Annotated in this window: 11 protein-coding genes; 10 read left to right on the top strand and 1 reads right to left on the bottom strand. The window is 64.9% G+C overall.

What is annotated here, in order from left to right:
* The first annotated feature begins 688 nt into the window (after positions 1-688).
* The 10 genes from ACCQ01_RS18650 to ACCQ01_RS18605 all read left to right on the top strand — a co-directional run bounded on the left by ACCQ01_RS18650 (position 689) and on the right by ACCQ01_RS18605 (position 18,923).
* Positions 689-3,397 carry a TonB-dependent receptor gene (locus ACCQ01_RS18650; protein ID WP_228431295.1) on the top strand — a complete coding sequence of 903 codons (2,709 nt, stop codon included), beginning with the start codon at positions 689-691 and terminating at the stop codon, positions 3,395-3,397.
* 165 nt (positions 3,398-3,562) lie between these two features.
* Complete coding sequence (galA, locus tag ACCQ01_RS18645; protein ID WP_228431292.1) at positions 3,563-6,457, top strand: beta-galactosidase GalA; 2,895 nt, start codon at positions 3,563-3,565, stop codon at positions 6,455-6,457.
* Complete coding sequence (locus tag ACCQ01_RS18640; protein WP_228431290.1) at positions 6,454-8,829, top strand: alpha-N-acetylglucosaminidase; 2,376 nt, start codon at positions 6,454-6,456, stop codon at positions 8,827-8,829. Before galA ends, ACCQ01_RS18640 begins: the two co-directional genes overlap by 4 nt.
* A 118-nt stretch (positions 8,830-8,947) precedes the next feature.
* A complete protein-coding gene (locus tag ACCQ01_RS18635; protein WP_228431288.1) occupies positions 8,948-10,108 on the top strand; it encodes an acyltransferase family protein in 1,161 nt (386 codons plus the stop codon).
* A 255-nt stretch (positions 10,109-10,363) separates the two neighbouring features.
* Positions 10,364-11,086 (top strand): GntR family transcriptional regulator, encoded by a 723-nt coding sequence (locus ACCQ01_RS18630; protein ID WP_228431427.1) that lies wholly within the window; start codon positions 10,364-10,366, stop codon positions 11,084-11,086.
* Positions 11,087-11,131: 45 nt separating this feature from the next.
* On the top strand, positions 11,132-12,409 hold the full coding sequence (locus ACCQ01_RS18625; RefSeq protein WP_228431286.1) for a sugar MFS transporter: 1,278 nt from the start codon (positions 11,132-11,134) through the stop codon (positions 12,407-12,409).
* A 40-nt stretch (positions 12,410-12,449) separates the two neighbouring features.
* The gene (locus ACCQ01_RS18620; RefSeq protein WP_011038510.1) at positions 12,450-13,517 is read left to right on the top strand and encodes a LacI family DNA-binding transcriptional regulator; all 1,068 of its coding nucleotides are present in this window, start codon (positions 12,450-12,452) and stop codon (positions 13,515-13,517) included.
* Positions 13,518-13,523: 6 nt separating this feature from the next.
* On the top strand, positions 13,524-14,552 hold the full coding sequence (locus tag ACCQ01_RS18615; protein ID WP_115006966.1) for an SIS domain-containing protein: 1,029 nt from the start codon (positions 13,524-13,526) through the stop codon (positions 14,550-14,552).
* Positions 14,553-14,554: 2 nt separating this feature from the next.
* Positions 14,555-15,709 carry an N-acetylglucosamine-6-phosphate deacetylase gene (nagA, locus tag ACCQ01_RS18610; RefSeq protein ID WP_228431284.1) on the top strand — a complete coding sequence of 385 codons (1,155 nt, stop codon included), beginning with the start codon at positions 14,555-14,557 and terminating at the stop codon, positions 15,707-15,709.
* Positions 15,710-16,259: 550 nt separating this feature from the next.
* The gene (locus ACCQ01_RS18605; protein WP_228431282.1) at positions 16,260-18,923 is read left to right on the top strand and encodes a TonB-dependent receptor; all 2,664 of its coding nucleotides are present in this window, start codon (positions 16,260-16,262) and stop codon (positions 18,921-18,923) included.
* Positions 18,924-19,038: 115 nt separating this feature from the next.
* Here the strand turns inward: ACCQ01_RS18605 and ACCQ01_RS18600 are convergent, their stop codons facing one another.
* Positions 19,039-20,271, bottom strand: coding sequence for a multifunctional CCA addition/repair protein (locus tag ACCQ01_RS18600; protein ID WP_115007420.1), 1,233 nt, complete (start codon positions 20,269-20,271; stop codon positions 19,039-19,041).
* Between the last annotated feature and the right edge of the window lie 26 nt (positions 20,272-20,297).

The raw sequence follows: 20,297 nt of genomic DNA, 5'->3' as shown, positions 1-20,297 counted from the left end.
TGCAGTAAGCGCCCGCTGCGCCGGGATGGAGCTTGCCGGTGGTCTGCAACGGCCACGCACCGGCGCGACCGCCGACAACGTTGTCGGGGGACTGATGCGCTTGAGTCATCCGTTCTCAGGCGCGCTCCGGCAGCGAGGCATGCGCATCCGATTCAAGCGTGCTGATGCATGTAATGCGTGCAGTTTGGTTTTGCCTGCCTCAACCACGGCGTGCTTGGCGCCGGTCGCGACGCCACGATTGGTCTGGTCCACGGCGATTGGTCGCTGACTGGTCCCATGACAACGGTGCCCGCGTCGATTTGCCTTCTCGTAGGCGCCTTGGCGATAAATCCGCAGAAAGATGCACCATTAGCGTGCGTCCAGTTTTTAGAAAGACGTTTTCATCAGTGACTGTTGACACGATCTTTTAAAGACCATAAAACTCGAAACCACTGAATTGGTATTTGCCAATCAGGACCGTTGATCAGCAACGGTTTGCGGTGCCCTGTCCTGGGAGGGGGCGTGGCATCGGCACCCACGGGGGGCCGTACGGGGTGTTTGCAAACAACAGATCGCAGGTACTTTTCGGATATCCGGGACGCAGAGCTGTGCGTGTTGGGTAGCGCCTGCTGCCGCGTGGGTCTGTTGATTGCTGGTCAATCGGAATGCCAGTCGCGTTGTCGCCCAGCCATTCCAACCAGGAACTCCTATGCCGTCCGTGTCCCGTGCCGCCATGCGCCGTTGCTCTCCCTCCTCGCTGTCCATTGCCATTGCACTGTCGCTGCTGGCCTGCGGTGGCGCCGCACAGGCGCAGGAGTCGCCGCCTGCAGATCCTGCGGCCATCTCCCAGCTCGACACAGTCAAGGTCACCAGCTCGTACCAGAAGAGCCTGATCACCGCGATGGACAACAAGCGCGACGACGTGCGCATGACCGATGGCATCTCGGCGCAGGACATCGGCAAATTTCCCGCTGAAAATATCGCCGAGGCGATCCAGCGCATTCCCGGCGTGCAGATCTCCACCATCAACGGGCGTGGCTCCACCATCAGCGTGCGCGGCCTGGGGCCGCAGTACTCGGCCACCACCATCAACGGCCAGGTGATCAAGAGCGCCGATTTCACCGATGGTTTCCGCTACGACATCATCCAGCCGGAAGTGGCTGCCGGGATCGAGGTGATTAAGTCGCCCTCGGCCGACATGGACGCCGGCGGCTTGTCCGGCACGGTCAACATCAACACCACCAAACCGCTGGACTATCAACAGACCAAGCTGCTGTTCTCGGCCAAGACCCAATACGCCGAATTCGCCGGTGGCGCGCCCACGCCCAAGGGCGTGCTGACCTATATCGACCAGTTCAAGGTCGGCGGCGGCGATGTGGGCGTGTTCCTCAGTGCCGGCTATCAGAAGCTCAAGGACCGCGCCGATTATCTGTGGATCGACCGGTGGTACACGCAGGAAACCGATGCCGGGACGTTGTATATCCCGCGCCGCCCGCGCTATCGCTCGATCGAACGTGAAACCACGCGCAAGATGTTCAACGGCGGCCTGCAGTGGAAGCCCAACGACAGTGTGGAAATGAACCTCACGGCGCTGTATTCGCAGGACAAGACCGCCAACGACATGAATCAGCTGGTGTATTCATTCGAGCGTAATCCGCTGACGGTGCTGCAAACCAACGGGCTGACCGCCACCCAGGTGTCGGCATCGGACTATTGGCTGGAAAACAATCGCCAGATTGAACAACACGATCTGTCGACGCAATTGCTCACCTACGACTTCAAATGGAAGGGCGATGCCTGGACGCTCAGTGGCGCGGCCAACTACACCCAGGGCAAGACCGACGAGAACGAACGCGCCGCAATTTTGGGGCGTATTCCCTCGGCGACGCTGTTGGATACCTCCAATCCCGACGCGATCTCGCTGACCACCGATGCCGACGCCAACGATGCCAGCGCCTGGGACAAGGCCAATCTGGTGCGTAGCGAGTATCCCAATGGCTCCATCCAGTCGCTCAGCAACAAGGAATGGTCGCTGCAACTGGATGCCGAACGGTATCTGGAGATGGGCGCGTTGAATGCGGTGCGCTTCGGTGCCAAATACCGCCGCGAAACGTTCGAGCGCGACGTGCGCCGGCGCGATTTTCTGTATCTGATCAGGACCGGTGCCGTGTCGGGGTTCGACATGTTCCCGGAACTGTCGGCCGCCAATAGCACAGTGAGCAATTTCCTTGACGGGCAGCTTGCCTCGCAGGACAGCTGGGTCACTCCGGACATCGGCGCCTATGCGCGTTCGCTGGCGGCCGCCGGCATCACCGTGCCGATCTTGTTCGCGCCGCAAAGCAGTTACAGCATCGAAAACGATATTACGTCTGCGTATGTGATGGCGCGCATCGATACCGATCTCGGCAGCATGCGCCTGCGCGGCAATGTCGGCATGCGCTACGAGAACACCAAGCGCACCACCGACACCTACCTGACCCAGACGCAGGAGGCCAGCGACGACGCCAACCTGGTGATCGGCACCGCGCGTGCGCCGTATGACTATTCCAACTGGTTGCCCAGCATGAATCTGGTGCTGGACATGCGCGAGGACCTGCTGCTGCGGTTTGCCGCGGCCAAAGTGCTGGTGCGGCCAATTCTGGACAGCAATACCGCCATCGCCTCGACCATCTCCGCGGGCACCAATACCGGCGGCACCACCACGTATATCGTCGCCCAGGGGCAGACCGATCTGAAGGCACTGACCGCCGACCAGGCCGACCTGAGCCTGGAGTGGTACTACGGTAACGGCGGTGCGCTGACCGTGGCCGGGTTCTGGAAGAACATCAAGAACGGCACGTTCAACAGCATCGTCTGCCCGACGACCTTCAACGGCACTGCGCTGTCCAGCAATGCGGCCGGCGATTGTGTGGACAGTGGAGGCGACATTTACGAGATCACCGCCACCACCAACGATCCGAGCAAGGTCAAGATCCGCGGTTACGAACTGGGCTGGACGCAATCGCTGGATGCCTGGCTGCCGATCGACGGCTTCGGCGTGACCACCAATTTCACCCGGGTGATTCCGCAGCGCGGCACCGCGTTCCAGATCCGCAACCTGTCCGAACAGACCTGGAACGCCACCGCATACTGGGAGAGCAAGCATTATTCGGCGCGTATTTCACTCAACCACCGCAGCGAGTACGAACAGGACAGTAGCGACAGCTTCTTCGCTCGCGAAGGCCACACCATGAAGGCGCGCACCCAGCTGGATGCAGTGCTTGGCTATCAGGTCAATGACAAGCTGAGCTTCCAGCTAGGTGGTTTGAACCTCACCAACCGCACCGAAAAGGCGTACAAGGACATCGCCAGCCGCTGGCAGATGACTGGCGTCACCGGCCGCAGCTACTACCTGTCGATGCAGTGGGACATGCTCTGATGGCGGGAGATTCGGCGCGGCGCCAGGGCGCATGGCTGCGCGCTGCGGCACACAGTGAATGCCCTGCTGTCGATGTTGTGGAAGCGCAGTTTAAAGGCGCTGCGGGAGTTGCGGCTCTGCGCCTGTTGGAGCGCACGTATGCAACGCTGTCGATCGGGCGCTGCCATGCGCAGACGTGACTTTCTCGCCAGCAGCGTCTGCGCCTCCTCATTGCTCGGTGTGCCGGCGCTGACTCCAGGCATGGCGGGCGCCGCAACTGCGCGCACCGGTGTTACCGGAACGCCGCGTCCCACGCCGCCGCCATCGGTTGAAGATGGCAGTGGCCAATGTCTGGATCTGGACGAAGGCTGGCGTTTCCATGCCGGCGATCTCCCGTTTCCGCGCCTGCTTGCGCAAGATGAGACCTACGACAACGCCAAGGCCGGGCGTGCCTGGGGCGCGGCGGCCCCGGACTTCGACGACACCGGCTGGCGGCAGCTGCAACTGCCGCACGATTTTGTGGTGGAACAAGCGGTGCGCGCCAACGCCAATATCGCGCAGGGCTATCGCCCGCGCGGGATTGCCTGGTATCGGCGCACACTGCGGCTGGAAGAGTCCGCGCGCGGCCAGGCGGTGGAATTGCGTCTGGATGGCATCGCCAGCCATGCCACCGTGTGGGTCAACGGCATGCTGATGGCACGCAGTTGGAGCGGCTACAACGGGCTGGTCATCGACCTCACGCCGGTCGCGCGCTACGGCAATGCCGTCAACAGCATCGCCATCCGTGTCGATGCCGAAGCGATGGACGGTTGGTGGTACGAAGGTGGCGGCATCTATCGGCACACGTGGCTGGTGGTGCGTACACCCTTGCATATCGCTGGCGATGGCCTGGCGGCGGTGCCGCGCGAGGGGCCGGGCGACGTCTGGCAGGTGCCGGTCCAGCTGGACCTGGTCAACAGCAGCGAACAGCCTGCCGATGCGTGGGTGGACGTCGCGATGCGTGACGCAGGCGGTGTGGTGGTGGCGCACGGCGCGACGCAAGTGCGCGTCGCTGCATTCGGTAACGCGCAGGCCGCGATCAACCTGTCGGTGCCGCAGCCGCAGCGCTGGAGTGTAGACACGCCGGTGCTGTATCACGTGCAGGCCAGCGTGCGCGGCGCAGACGGCCGCAGAGATCGTGCCGAATGCGACATCGGCTTTCGCAGCTTGCGGTTCGATGCCGACCACGGCTTCTTTCTCAATGGACGCGCACTCAAGATCAAGGGCGTTTGCCTGCACCAGGACCATGCCGGCGTTGGCGTGGCGCTACCCGATGCCTTGCACGCATTTCGACTGCGGCGCCTGAAATCGATGGGCTGCAATGCCATCCGTCTACATCATGCAGTGGCGCCGGAACTGCTGCAGGCCTGCGACCGGCTCGGCATGCTGGTGATGGCGGAGAACCGCTTGTTCAATCCTGCGCCCGATTACGTGGCGCTGCTGCGCAACATGGTGCGGCGCCAGCGCAACCATCCTAGCGTGTTTGCGTGGTCGCTACTCAACGAAGAGCCGCTGCAGGGCACCGCCACCGGCTACGCGATCATGGCGCGCGCCGCCAGCGCCGTGCGCGCGCTCGACGACACCCGCCCGATCACCGCCGGCATGAACGATGGCATGTTCGCCACGCGTGGCGCGGCCGATGTGGTGGATGTGCTCGGCTTCAACTATCGCCAATACAACTACGACCGTGTGCATGCCGCGCGCCCGCGCACGGCGATGTTGTCCAGCGAGGACACCAGCGCCTTTCAGACCCGCGGGGCATGGTTCACCGACCTGGGCGCGCACGTGGTGGCCGAAGACGACAGCCTAGCCGCCGACTGGGGCAATACCCATCGCCGCGCCTGGCAGCTGATTGCCGAGCGGCCGTTCGTTGCCGGCGGTTTCGTATGGACCGGTTTCGATTATCGCGGCGAACCCACGCCGTTCGAGTGGCCGTCGGTGGGCTCGTTCTTCGGCATCATGGACCAGTGCGGATTTCCCAAAGGTGCCTACTGGCTGCGCCGCGCGTTGTGGATCGATGATGCGCCGGTGCTGCACCTGCTTCCGCACTGGAACTGGCCGGGCCGCGAAGGCCAGCCGATCAAGGTGATGGCGTTCTGCAATGCCGCGCAGGTGGAACTGTGGCTCAACGGCCGCTCGCTTGGCAGACAGGCAGTGGATCGCGCGCAGATGAATCAATGGCAGGTGGAGTACGTGCCGGGCGTCGTTGAAGCGGTGGCTTGGCGCGATGGCCACGAGGTGGCGCGTACGCGCGTGGCGACTACCGGCGCAGCGGTCGCGCTGCGATTGACGCCTGACCGCACACAGCTGCGCGGCGATGGCCGCGACGCGCAGCCGGTGACCTTGGAAGCGGTGGATGCGCAAGGCCGCCACGTGCCCGATTGCGATGCAACGCTGACACTGCACATCAGTGGCGGACGTCTGCTGGGCGTGGGCAATGGCGACCCGAATGCGCATGCACCCGATCAGGCCACGCAGGTGGCCTTGTTCAACGGGCTGGCGCAGGCCATCGTGCAGGCCGGCCGTGGCGCGGGCGTACTGCGCCTGCAGGCGCGTGCATCAGGACTGCAACAAGCGGTGGCCGAGATCACCTGCACGGCGGTGCCGCTACCAGCGACTGTGGCAGTGACCGCACCAGTGATGGTGGTCGAAAGCTGGCGCCATACCGCCGCGTTTGCGCAGCCGCCGGCACCGGATCTGTCGCGTCGTCCCAATGACAACAACAGCTGGAGCAACACGCTGCCCGGCACCTTGGAAACGGCACCCGAACGCGCTGGCTATGTGTTGTACCGCACCCAGTTCACGCCCTGGCAAGGCGTGCAGGCCCACGGCGGCATGCTCGATCTGGGCCGGCTCAGCGGGCCGGCGCAGGTGTTTCTGGATGGTCGCGCAGTCGCGCAGGCAGCGGCCGGCATGCCGATCCAATTGGCACTCGGGCCGGCAAGCGGCGCACGCACGCTGGCGGTGATCCTGCAGGTCGCTGCCGATCAACCGTTTGGATTCCACGACGTTGTCACCGTGCATTATCGGAACTCGCCATGATTGCCACACCATTTTCCTTGTCGTCGCTTGCGCGCCTGTTCGCCGGCACAGTGCTGAGCGCGTTGCTCGCCATTCCCGTCACCGTGCTGGCCGCACCGCCTGCACAGGCGGTGCTGCAGCGCCTGATCGGCGCGCGCGCCGCACAGTTCGAAATGACCCTGGCACCGCGCGGAGACGGTGCAGACTGGTATCGCATCGACGCCGGTGGCGACACGGTGCGCATTGCCGGTTCCTCGCAGGTGGCTTTGGCGCGTGGCGCCTACGCGTATCTCGGCCAGGCTGGTGCGGCCTCGATGAGTTGGGAGGGCGACCGCGTTGCACTGCCGGCGCAATGGCCTGCCTACACCAGCGGCCAGGTGCGCACGCCGTTTGCCCATCGCGCCTATCTCAACACCTGCACCTACGGGTACACCACACCGTTCTGGGACTGGCCGCGCTGGCAGCGCGAGATCGACTGGATGGCGCTGCACGGCATCGACATGCCGTTGGCGATGGAAGGGCAGGAAGCCATCTGGCAGGCGCTGTGGCGCGAGTTCGATGTAGACGATGCTGCGCTGGCGGAGTATTTCTCCGGTCCGGCATTCACCCCGTGGCAGCGCATGGGCAATATCGAAGGCTATCGTGCGCCGTTGCCGCAGCAATGGATCGACAGTAAACGCGTGCTGCAGGGGCAGATCCTCACCCGCATGCGCGAACTGGGCATGCACCCGGTGCTGCCGGCGTTTGCCGGCTATGTGCCCAAGGCGTTCGCACAGGCGCATCCGAAGGCGCGCATCTACCGGATGCGCGCCTGGGAGGGGTTTCACGAAACCTATTGGCTGGATCCGCGCGATCCGCTGTTCGCTAAAGTCGCACGCCGCTTCCTGGAGCTGTACACGCAGACCTATGGCGCAGGCGAATTCTATCTGGCCGATGCCTTCAACGAGATGTTGCCGCCAGTAGCCGACGATGGCAGCGACGTGGCCGCCGCCAAGTACGGCGACAGCACCGCCAACTCCGATGCCGCACGCGCCAAAGCGGTGCCGCCAGCGCAACGCGATGCACGCCTGGCCGAGTATGGGCAGGCGTTGTACCGCTCCATCGCGCAGGTCAACCCGCAGGCCACCTGGGTGATGCAGGGCTGGCTATTCGGGGCCGACCGCGACTTCTGGCAACCGCAGGCGATTGCCGCGTTTCTCGGAAAGGTGCCGGACGCGCGGTTGATGGTGCTGGACATTGGCAATGATCGCTATCCCGGTACCTGGAAGGCCTCCCAGGCCTTCGACAACAAGCAGTGGATCTACGGCTACGTGCACAACTACGGCGCCAGCAATCCGTTGTACGGCGACTTTGCGTTTTATCGGCAGGATCTGCAGGCGTTGCTGGCCGATCCGGACAAGCGCAATCTGCGCGGTTTTGGGGTATTCCCGGAGGGCCTGCACAGCAACTCGGTGGTCTATGAATATCTCTACGCGCTGGCTTGGGAAGGGCGGCAGCAGTCCTGGTCGCAATGGCTTGCGCAGTACATGCGTGCGCGCTACGGCCGCAGTGATGCGGCCTTGCTGCAAGCCTGGTCGGATCTGGAAGCGGGGATCTATCAGACCCGCTACTGGTCGCCGCGCTGGTGGAACAAGCGTGCCGGTGCCTACCTGCTGTTCAAGCGGCCAACGGCCGACATCGCGGGCTTCGACGACCGCCCCGGGGATCCGCAACGCCTGCGCCGTGCCATCGATGCCTTGCTGCTGCAAGCCGGCCGTTATGCCGATGCACCGCTGTACCGCTACGACCTGATCGAAGACGCGCGGCATTACCTCAGCCTGCAAGCCGACCGCCAATTGCAGGCGGTTGTGCAGGCGTACGACACCGGCGACTTCGCACACGGCGATGCGCTGCTGGCGCGCACCACGCAACTGGTGCAGGGACTGGATGCACTGGTCGGTGGTCAACACGAAACCCTGGCCGACTGGACCGGCCAGGCCGCCGCTGCCGCTGGCGAGGATGCCGGATTGCGTCGCGCCTATATCGGCAATGCGCGTGCGCAGGTCAGCGTCTGGGGCGGCGACGGCAATCTTGCCGATTACGCGTCCAAGGCATGGCAAGGCATGTACGCGGATTTCTATCTGCAGCGCTGGACGCGCTTTCTCGGCGCGTACCGTGCTGCACGCGAGGCCGGCACGCCGTTCGATGCAGCGGCGGTCAACGCGCAGCTTGTCGCGTGGGAGCGCGACTGGGCCGAGCAGGGCACGGTGCCGAAGCGCCAACCGCCACGCGATCCGCTGAAGCTGCTGGGCCGCTTGCTGGCGCAGGTGGACGCGCAACAGGGCGTACGCAGCGACGTGCAGGGCGCGGTTCAGGTCACCACGCATGGCGCGGCCGAAGGCACCGTTCGATGATCGGCCCCGGAGCGCCTATCGTGACCGTGGAGGATGGTGATCGAGCCGATGCAACGCCGCAATTCACCGGCGTCGCGTGCGCACCTGGCGCGCCGTTGTGGATCGGCGAGGCAGGCCGATGAGCGGGCAGACCCATGCTGCCGCGCCCATCGCCACCACGCCGAAGCGCGCGCGTTTTCTATCGCTGGACGTCTTTCGCGGCCTGACCATTTTCCTGATGATTCTGGTCAACACCGCCGGGCCAGGCGCGCAGGCATATGCGCAGCTGACGCACGCGGCCTGGTTTGGCTTCACGCTCGCCGACCTGGTGTTTCCTTCGTTCCTGTTCGCCGTCGGCAGCGCGATGAGTTTTGCATTGGCCACCGATACGCCGCATCGGCAGTTCCTCGGCCGTGTGAGCAAGCGCGCCGCGCTGATCGTTCTGTGCGGCGTGCTGATGTACTGGTTCCCGTTCTTCCATCTGCAGCCTGGAGGCGGATGGGCGTTCACTGCGATCGATCAGATCCGCCTGCCTGGCGTGCTGCAGCGGATCGGCCTGTGCTATCTGCTGGCGGCATTGTTGGTGCGCTACGTGCCACCGCGCGGCATCGCGCCGGCCTGCGTGGCGCTGCTGCTGGGCTACTGGGCAGCGTTGTATGTCTTCGGCCAGCCCGGCGCGGAGTTGGGCAAAGTCGGCAACGCCGGCACGCGGCTGGATCTATGGCTGTTCGGGCGCGCACACCTGTATCGCAAGGATGGCGGCTTCGACCCGGAGGGCCTGCTCGGTACGTTATCGGCCACGGTCAACGTACTGGCCGGCTATCTGGCTGGGCGTTTCCTGCAGCGGCGCGGCAAGACGGGCGCCGCCACGCGCGCGTTGCTGCTGGCCGGCGTGGGGCTGGTGCTGCTGGCGCTGCTCTGGCACCCCGCCTGGCCGATGTCGAAGAAGCTCTGGAGCGGGTCGTTCGTCGCCTGCACCGTGGGGCTGGATCTGCTGGCGCTGAGCGTGCTGGTCTATCTGCTGGAGCCGCGCGGCTGGGTCGGCGGTAGCGGCTTTTTCACCGTGCTGGGGCGCAACCCGCTGGCGATCTACCTGTTCTCCGAGTTGTTTGTGGTCATATTGCGGCTGCTGCCGGCCGGTCATTCTGGTCTGGACCTGTACGCCTGGGCCGGCATCCGCGTGTTCCAGGCCATCGCGCCCGGGCCGCTTGGGTCTCTCTTGTGCGCGCTGAGCTACACCCTGCTGTGCTGGGGCGTGGGCTGGTGGATGGACCGGCGGCGGTGGTATCTGCGCTTGTGATGGCTTTGCGCCCTACGTGATGAGGCACCGTGGCGGCAGCGTGCAAGTTCATGCGCGGCTATGCGGTGGTCCGCTGCGGTTCGATCCCTCGCGGTGCCGCAGCGCCCCACCGGCACACGTATCGCTCCGCAATTCACTGCACTGATGCGCTCCGGGCAAATTGGTACTATATTGGACCTAATGAATCCAAGTCGGTCCAGAGGACAGGCAATGGCCAAACCGAAAACCGATGCCAGGACGGACGCCGACCCCAGGATGGATGCGCTGGCGTTGGACGCCTCCGCGCCGACGCCACTGTACTTGCAGTTGGCGAGCAGGCTGGACGAGCAGATCCGCGGTGGTCACTGGAAGGCCGGCGAAGCGCTGCCCGCCGAGCGCCAGCTGTGCGAGCGGCTGCAGATTTCGCGGGTCACCTTGCGCCAGGCGGTGGATGCGCTGGTCGAGCAGGGCCTGGTCTCGCGCCGCCAGGGCGCCGGCACCTTTGTTACCTCGCACATCCAGCACCAGCTCAGCGGCTTGACCAGTTTCAGCGAGACGCTGCGCATCAAAGGCTACGAGCCCGGCACCAAGTGGCTGGAACGGCGCCTGCGGCCCGCGCATGGCGAGGAAATCCTGCGCCTGGGGTTGTCGCCGGATGCGGCGGTCGCCTCGCTCACCCGCTTGCGCAGCGCCGATGACCGCGTCATGGCCTACGAGCACGCCGTGTTGCCGCAGCGCGTGGTCGCCGACCCGGAGCAGGTGGGCGATTCGCTCTACACCTTTCTCGATGCGCAAGGCACCCCGGTGGTGCGTGCGCTGCAGTACTTCCGCGCGATCAATCTGCCGGCACGGCTGGCCGAACATCTGCGTATGAAGACCGGCGAGGCGATCCTGCATGTGGTGCGCGTGGGCTACACCCGCGACGGCAGCGCGATCGAACTCACCGACACCTATTGCCACAACGACTTCTACGACTTCGTCGCCGAACTGCGCCGCTGACGCCGACGGCATTCCCCCGCACGACAACCTAGAGCCAGCCGATCCATGACTACCGCCAGGCCCGCAAATCCCGTTGTCTCGATCGCCATCGTCGGCGTGCTGTTTTTCATCATCGGCTTTTTCACCTGGATCAACGGGCCGCTGATCACCTTCGTGCGGCTGGCGTTCGATCTCAACGAGGTCAATGCGTTCCTGGTGCTGATGGTGTTCTACCTGTCGTACTTTTTCCTGGCGCTGCCCTCGTCGTGGATCCTCAAGCGCACCGGCATGAAAAAAGGCCTGGCGCTGAGCCTGGTGGTGATGGCGCTGGGCGCGGCAGCATTCGGGCAATTCGCTACGCAACGCTGGTATCCGGGCGCACTGGCCGGCCTGTTCGTGATCGGTAGCGGCCTGGCGCTGTTGCAGACCGCGATCAACCCATACATCAGCATTCTGGGGCCGATCGAAAGTGCGGCGCGGCGCATCGCGCTGATGGGCATCTGCAACAAGATTGCCGGCATCCTGGCGCCGATCCTGATCGGCTCGCTGGTGCTGCACGGCATCGGCGATCTCTCCACTCAGGTGGCCGCGGCCGATGGGGCGACCAAGCAGCAACTGCTCAATGCGTTTGCCGCCAAGATCCATGCACCGTATCTGGTGATGTCCGGCGTGCTGCTGGTGCTGGCGGTGGGCGTTTTGTTCTCGCCGCTGCCCGAACTCAAAGCCTCCGAAGCCAATGCCACGCCGGGCAGCGGTGGCGCGGCGCAGAAGTCCAGCATCTTCCAGTTCCCGCATCTGTGGCTGGGTGTGTTGTGCCTGTTTGTGTACGTCGGTGTGGAAGTGATGGCCGGCGATGCCATCGGCACTTACGGACACGGCTTCAATTTGCCGCTGGACAGCACCAAGCTGTTTACCTCCTACACGCTGGGCGCAATGTTGCTGGGCTATATCGCCGGCCTGGTGCTGATTCCGCGGGTGATTTCGCAGGCGCGCTACCTGAGCGTGTCTGCGCTGCTGGGCGTGCTGTTCTCGCTGGGCGCCTTGCTTACCCATGGCTACGTGTCGGTGGGGTTTGTGGCCGCGCTCGGTTTCGCCAACGCCATGATGTGGCCGGCGATCTTTCCGCTGGCCATCCGCGGCCTGGGCCGGTTTACCGAGATCGGTTCGGCGTTGCTGGTGATGGGCATTGCCGGCGGCGCGATCATTCCGCAGCTGTTCGCCATTCTCAAACAGCATTACGACTTCCAGGTGGTGTTCGCCGCACTGATGGTGCCGTGCTACCTGTACATCCTGTTCTATTCGCTGCGCGGCCACCGTGTGGGGCTGCCGGCTCAACCGAAATGAGTGACGCGGCATGATGCGTTCAGACGAACAAGGCACGAGTATGCGCAGGCCCACCATCAAAGATGTCGCCGAGCGCGCCAAGGTCTCCTTGAAGACCGTGTCGCGCGTGATCAACAACGAACCGTCAGTGATGCAGGCCACGCGTGCGCGCGTGCTGCGTGCCATCGCCGATCTCGATTACGAACCCGATCCGTCCGCGCGCAACCTGCGCAGCGGCACGCCGTTCGTGATCGGCCTGGTCTACGACAACCCCAACCCGTACCACATCATCGGCATCCAGAACGGCGTGTTGGCCGCCTGCCGCGAAACCGGGTTCGGGTTGCAGATCCATCCCTGCGATTCCACTTCGCCGCTGCTGGCCGAAGAACTGGCCGAATGGGTGCAGCGCTCGCGCCTGGCCGGCGTGGTGCTGACCGCGCCGATGTCCGAGCGCCCCGAATTGCTGGCCGGCCTGGCCGCGCGCGGCATCAAGAGCGTGCGCATCATCGCCTCCACCACCGACCCGGGCGATGGGCCGTGCGTGTACATCGACGACCGCGATGCCGCCTATGAAATCACCGAGCATCTGATCCAGCTTGGGCACCAGCGCATCGGCTTTTTATGGGGCGGCCCGCAGCACCGCTCCAGCGGCGAGCGCTACGCCGGTTATGAAGCTGCGTTGAAGGATTACGGCATCAGCCTGGACAAGCACCTGGTGATTCCGGGCGACTACACCTTCGACGATGGGTTTCGTGGTGCGCGCCGGCTGTTGTCGCTGCGCGAGCCGCCCACGGCCATCTTCGGTAGCAATGACGAGATCGCCGCCGGCGTGCTCGCCGCGGCCAAGTCCACCGGCATGAACGTGCCGTACCAGTTGTCGATCGCTGGATTCGAAGACAGCCCGTTCTCACGGCAGTCGTGGCCGGCGCTGACCACTGCCAAGCAGGCCACCGAAGACATCGCGCGGCACGCGGCACGCCTGCTGATCAGCCAGTTGCGCAGCGACGCCTACGACGACCAGCCCGCGCAACTGCAGAACCGCGGCTTCGTGCCGCAGTTGGTGGTGCGCGGCTCCACCGCACCGGCGCAACCGCCGGCCGCCAAGTCCCCCTCCCCCGAATCCGCCTGAGCTCCGATGAATCTCCCCCAGGAAACTGACACCTTGATGTTCCGCGAGGCGGCCGAAACCGCCGACGTGGTCGCTGCACAGTTCGCGCGTAATGCCGACACCATCGCCACATTGGCGCAGTCGCTGCGCGACAACCCGCCACCGTTCGTGGTGACCTGCGCGCGCGGCAGTTCCGATCACGCCGCCACCTACGCCAAGTACCTGTTCGAAACCCAGCTCGGCATCGTCACCGCATCGGCTTCGCCCTCGGTGGGCTCGGTCTATGTGGCGCCGCTGCAGTTGCGCGGCGCGCTGTACATCGTGATTTCGCAATCGGGCAAGAGCCCGGACCTGCTGCGCAATGCCGAAGCCGCCAAGGCCGCTGGTGCGCGCGTGGTGGCGCTGGTCAACGTGGAAGATTCGCCGCTGGCGCAGTTGGCCGAGGTGGTGATTCCGCTCGGTGCCGGCCCGGAAAAGAGCGTGGCCGCGACCAAGAGCTATCTCGCCTCGCTCGCCGCGGTGCTGCACCTGGGCGCGGTGTGGAAGAACGACCCCGGGCTGCTCGCCGCCGTGCAGCAGCTGCCGCAGCAGCTGCGCAGCGCCTGGCAGGCCGATTGGTCCGCACTCACCAGCGGCTTGAAGCCGGCGCACAACCTGTTTGTGCTCGGCCGTGGCCTGGGCCTGGGCGCGGCGCAGGAAGCCGCGCTGAAGTTCAAGGAAACCTGCGGCCTGCACGCCGAGGCCTACAGCTCGGCCGAGGTCAAGCATGGCCCGATGGCCTTGGTGGGCCCGGGCTTCCCGGTGCTGGTGTTCGCGCAGCCGGATGAAACCGGCGCAGGCACGCGCGCCCTGGCGGAAGAATTTCGTGCACGTGGCGCGCAGGTGTGGCTGGCCGCGCCCGATGGCGACCTGCCGCTGGCCGATGCCGCGCACCCGGCGTGCGCACCGTTGCTCACCGTGCAGAGCTTCTACCGCGCCATCAACGCACTGGCCCTGCAGCGCGGGCATAACCCCGATCTGCCGCCGCATTTGAACAAGGTCACGGAAACGGTTTGAACATGGATGCTTCCCCGATTCAAGCGCTCTGCAATGCACGCGTGCTCACCGATGACGGCCTGCAGGACGGCCTGGCCGTGCTGCTGGACGGCGCGCAGATCCAGGCCGTTGTCGCGGCCGACGATGCGCGCGTGGCGCAGGCCGGCACGCGCGTGGATCTGGGTGGCGCCACCCTGCTGCCCGGCTTCATCGACATCCAGGTCAACGGCGGCGGCGGGGTGTTGTTCAACAACGCCTGCACGCCGCAGGCCCTGGCGACGATCGCCGCAGCGCATCGCCGCTACGGCACCACCGGCATGTTGCCCACGCTGATCAGCGACACCGCCGAGGTGATGGCCGAGGCCATCGCCGCCACGCGTCAGGCGATCGCAGAGGGCGTGCCAGGCGTGCTCGGGATCCACCTGGAAGGCCCGTACCTGAGCCCGGCGCGCAAGGGCACTCACGACGCACAGAAGTTCCGCGTGCCCGACGCGCAAGAGATCGCGGTGGACACCTCGCTGGACAACGGCGTCACCCTGATCACGCTCGCGCCCGAGCGCGTGCCGCTGGACGACATCCGCGCCTTTGTCGCCGGTGGTGCAGTTGTGTTTGCCGGCCATACCGCCGCTACCTACGAGCAGGCGCGCGACGGCATTGCCGCCGGTGTCAGCGGCTTCACCCATCTGTACAACGCGATGTCGCCACTGGCTGGGCGCGAGCCCAATGCCGTGGGCGCCGCGCTGGAAGATCCCGCGGTGTGGTGCGGCGTGATCGTGGACGGCGTGCATGTGCATCCGGCCAGCCTGCGCGTGGCGCTGGCGGCCAAGCCGCGCGGCAAGCTGCTGCTGGTCACCGACGCCATGCCGATGGTCGGCGCCGACAGCCCCAGCTTCGATCTGTACGGCGAAACCATCACCGCCATCGACGGCGTGGTACGCAACGCCGCCGGTGCGCTCGCCGGCTCCGCGCTGGACATGGCCACCGCGGTGCGCAACAGCGTGCAGTGGCTGGGCGTGGATCTGGCCGAAGCCGCGCGCATGGCGTCCACTTATCCGGCGCAGTGCATCGGCCTGGGCGAGCGCCTGGGCCGCATCGCACCGGGTTACCAGGCCGACCTGGTGCTGGTGGATGCGGATGTGCAGGTGTTGGCGACCTGGGTGGCCGGGCAGCGCGAGTAAGCGTGCGTGCCGGTGCGTGGCTCCATGCTGCGCGGCGAGTTGCCGCAGCCGCATGGACTTGCAGCACTTCTGCAGCAGAAGTCGAGCGCTTTCTGGTGAGAGCGTTGCGTACGAGTACGCGCCGTATCAAAGCGTGCAAACACTTGCATCGCAACATCTGCGTGCGCAGCCTTATGGCATCAGGGTTCCATGCGCAGTGGTCTGCCTGCACACCAAAAAGAACGCGATGGTGATCACGTCGTCATTCCGTTATCTGCGTTGAATTCGACGAATTACACATAAATCAGGCTGTTTGTGTCGTTGAGTTGACAGCGCGGCTTGCGGGAGGCACCTTCGCTGATAACGTTGTCAGCGAACAGGAGCACGCTCCGAATTCATGCAGACGTTGCCGCCGATCATGCATCGGTCTGGCGCCTTGACCCGTACGCCACGAGGCAGTGCGGGACGCTGCTCGCATCCGGCACAGGGGACGGATTGCGAACATGGCACGCGCATCGCGCGTTCTTGCGCAACTCACCGGTTGCGACGTATCAGCCTAGAGGTCCACGCAATGGTGTATCCCCGTGTGTTCGAGTTGTCCGGTCATGTCCTGTGTCATGCGCGTGCACCGCGTCGTTCGCCACTGAGCGCAGCGGTCCGTGGTTTGCTGTTGGGTGGCGCGGCTTTTGCCAGCACTGCGGCACTTCCCGCATTCGCACAGGAACAGCCTGCACCCGCCCAGCAACAGGCACCCGCGCAAACCAATCCATCGGTCTCCACCTTGGATGAAATCAAGGTGGTGGGCTATCAGGCCAGTCTCGGCAAGGCGCTCAACGTCAAGCGCAATGCCGATGCCATCGTCGATGCGATCAGCGCCGAAGACATCGGCAAATTCCCCGACACCAACGTCGCCGAGTCGCTGTCGCGGCTATCCGGCATCACCGTGGACCGCCAGTTCGGCGAAGGCGAAAAAGTCAGCATCCTCGGTACCGATCCGGCACTCAACCGCGTGTTGCTCAATGGCCAGACCATTGCCTCCACCAGCTGGGGTGGCGACCCCAACGACCCGGACAGCCGCTCGTTCAACTACAGCACGCTGGCACCGGAGGTGGTGGGCCTGATGGAGGTCTACAAGACTCCTGAGGCACGCATCGATGAAGGCTCGATCGGCGGCACCGTGATCGTGCACACGCGCAAGCCGCTGGAGCTGGAGCGCAACACGCTCACCGGCACCGTGAGCTACGGGTACAACGATCGTTCCGAAGAAGGCAAGCCCAACGCCTCCGCGTTGTACAGCTGGAAAAACCAGGATGAAACGCTCGGCGTGCTCACCTCGGTGATGCATTCGCAACGCGTGCTGCGCCGCGACGGTGTGGAGATCTTCGGCTATGACGATGTGGCAGGCGCCGGCTTTCCCGCTGCCGTAGTCGGCAACAACACCGGGGTGTTTCCCACCTCGATCAACACGGCCTTGTTTCAGCAGACGCGTAAGCGCGATGGCGTCAGCGCCGCACTGCAGTGGAAGCCGGATGCAGACTTCGAGCTCAACCTGACCGGCCTGTACGTCAAGGAAAGCTTCGACAACTACAACCAGAGCCGCTACGGCTACTGGGGCTCCACCCCTGGCGATGCGCAAGCGCTGGGGTTCGAAAACGGCATTGCCACCTCCGGCACCTTCGGCGACCAATCCAACACCTATCTCGACGGCTACCTGCGCAACAGCGAGGTCAGTACCGGCAGCATCCATCTGCGCGCCGACTGGCATGGCGATGGCTGGAATGCCTCCAGCCAGGTGGGCTACACCAGCTCGCAAGGCGGCGCCGAACGCATCTACGGCATCCAGTTCCGCAACCTGGCCGGCTATAGCTACAACATCGACGGGCGCCGCACCGCGATGGACTACAGCACCGACCCCACCAACGCGGCAGCGATGCAACTCAACAATGCCTCGGCCAGCCATAGCCCGCAGTACGACAAGGAACGCTACCTGCAGCTGGACTTCGACCATGCGGTGGAGTGGGGCCCGTTTACGCAGATTCTCACCGGCATCAAGCTCACCAATCACGCCACCGGGCAGTCCTCGTACAGCCGCACCTGGAACCCGAACGATGGCAGCACGCTGGCCGCGTTCTCGCCGGGCACCACGCCCTCCGGCTATCTGGACGGGCTATCGACCAGTGCCGACATGCAGCGCTGGTCGACGATCAACAGTGGCGCCATCAGCCAGTACATCGGCGGGCTCGAAGGCGATGAAGGCTTGCCGATCAGCTATGCGGGCAACTACAGCATCGAAGAGCAGAACCGCGCCTGGTTCCTGCAGGGTAACTTTTCCGGCGAGCGTTATCTCGGCAACATCGGTGTGCGCTATGTGCATACGCGCGACTCCACCGATGGCTATAGCTACGCACCGGGCGGTGGCTATACGCCGGTGAATTTCCTGAGCAGTTATGGCAAGTGGCTGCCGGCGTTCAACATCGCCTACGACCTGCGCGACGATCTGATCATGCGCTTTGCCGCCTCCAAGGTCATCGCGCGGCCGCGCTACACCAACATGACCCCGTACGTGGCGACCGACGACACCACGCTGACCGCCTCCACCGGCAACCCTGGCTTGAGCCCGTACGAGTCGACCAACCTGGGCGCATCGCTGGAGTGGTACTTCACCGACAGCAGCGTGCTCAGCGGCGAATTCTTCTCGCGCGACATCTCCGACTACATCCTCACCACCGTGCAGGACCGGGTGTTCTTCAACAACGCCACCGGCGGCTCCAGCACCTACCAGACCTCGGTGCCGACCAATGCCGGCGATGCCAAGGTGCGCGGGGTGGCGGTCAATCTGCAGCACAACTTCGGCAACGGCTTCGGCGTGGTGGCCAACTACACCTATTCCGATTCCAACACCGATGGCGACTACAGCCTGCCGTACAACTCGCGCAATGCCTACAACATCAGCCCGTACTACGAGCAGGGCAAGTGGAGTGCGCGCGTCAACCTGGGCTGGCGTTCGGAATACTTCACCCAGATCGGGCGGCTCAACGGGCAGCAGATGACCGATGCGTTTACCCAGGTGGATGCGTCGGTGGGCTATCAGGCCACCGAGCGGCTGCGTGTGGCGTTGGAAGCCACCAACCTGCTGGACGAAACCTACTTCAGCTACATCGGCAACAAGAACCAGCCGTACTACCTGTACAAGAACGGCCGCTCCTTCATGCTGAGCCTCAACTTCAAGCTGTAGCTTTACCACCTGGCGAACGCCGGCTGCATGCGGGCGTTCGCCAGGTGAGTGTTACCGATAGGGCTTGGCCTGCCGTGTGGCCGCGCGGCGCCCACACCGCGCGTCGATCCCGCGCTTACTGACGCAAGCTGCGCGCCTGTGCAATGGCAGCGATACGCGCACTGGCCAATGCCTCGCCAATCTGCGGGCCCTGCAAGCCTTCTGCCGCAAGATCACGCGCATTGATCGCCAGCGCCGCGGCGTGCACACGCTGCAGTTCCAGCCCTTGCGGGTATGCGGCTTCTTCGCTGCCCAGCCGGCCGCGCTTGTCCGCTTCACAGACCAGCGCCAGTTGGGCGATGCGCTCCGGCCGACGGAAGCCGTCGCAGCGCACTAGCAGCTCATGCACGGTGCGGTCGCGCAGTTCGGGCAAGCGATGCACGTTGAGATGTTCGCGGCAGGCGGTGACCGCAAGCTGGCGATAGTCCTGCGGCACTTTCAGCCGCTCGCACAGCGCCTGCAACGGGGCCACGCCGCGCTGTTCGTGCATCACATGGCGCGGCCATTGCTCCGGCGGGGTCAGCGCCTTGCCCAGGTCATGGGTGAGCGCTGCAAATCCCACCAGCGCATCGCCGGGCGCAAGCCGCGCAGCCATGTCGCTGACCATCTCCTGGTGCACGCCGGTATCCACTTCCGGATGGAACTCGGCACGCTGCGGCACGCCGTACAGCGCATCGAGCTCGGGCAGGATGGCGCGCAGCGCGCCGGTGTCGTGCAAGGTGCGCAGGAACGCGGAAGGCTGCGCACTGGCCAACACGCGGCGCAGCTCCTGCCACACGCGTTCGGGCACCAGGCTGTCCAGTTCGCCGCTGTCGGCCATCTCGCGCATCAGCGCGGCGGTTTCCGACGCAATGCTAAACCCCAGCGGCGCCAACCGTGCCATGAAGCGCGCCGCACGCAGCACGCGCACCGGGTCTTCCACAAAGGCCGGGCCCACATGCCGCAACACGCGTTGCTGCAGATCGCGTACGCCGCCATACGGGTCGAACACCTCGCCGCTGGCTTCGTCGCGTGCAATCGCATTGATGGTGAAGTCCCGGCGCAGCAGGTCTTCTTCCAGCGTCACCGACGGGTCGGCGTCCACGACAAAGCCACGGTAGCCACGCCCGGATTTGCGCTCGGTGCGTGCGAGCGCGTATTCCTCGCCACTGCGCGGGTGCAGGAACACGGGGAAATCCTTGCCCACCGGCTTGTAGCCCAGCGCCTGCATCTGCGCCTGGTTGGCGCCGACCACCACCCAGTCGCGGTCGCCGGCTGGCTGGCCGAGCAAGGCATCGCGGACTGCGCCGCCCACAAGATAGATCTTCATGCGCACATGATGCCCGATGCCCCGCG

The sequence above is a fragment of the Xanthomonas sp. NCPPB 4037 genome, from assembly GCF_041475695.2.
GTDB lineage: Bacteria > Pseudomonadota > Gammaproteobacteria > Xanthomonadales > Xanthomonadaceae > Xanthomonas > Xanthomonas campestris.
This window is presented reverse-complemented; position numbering and strand designations above follow the sequence as displayed.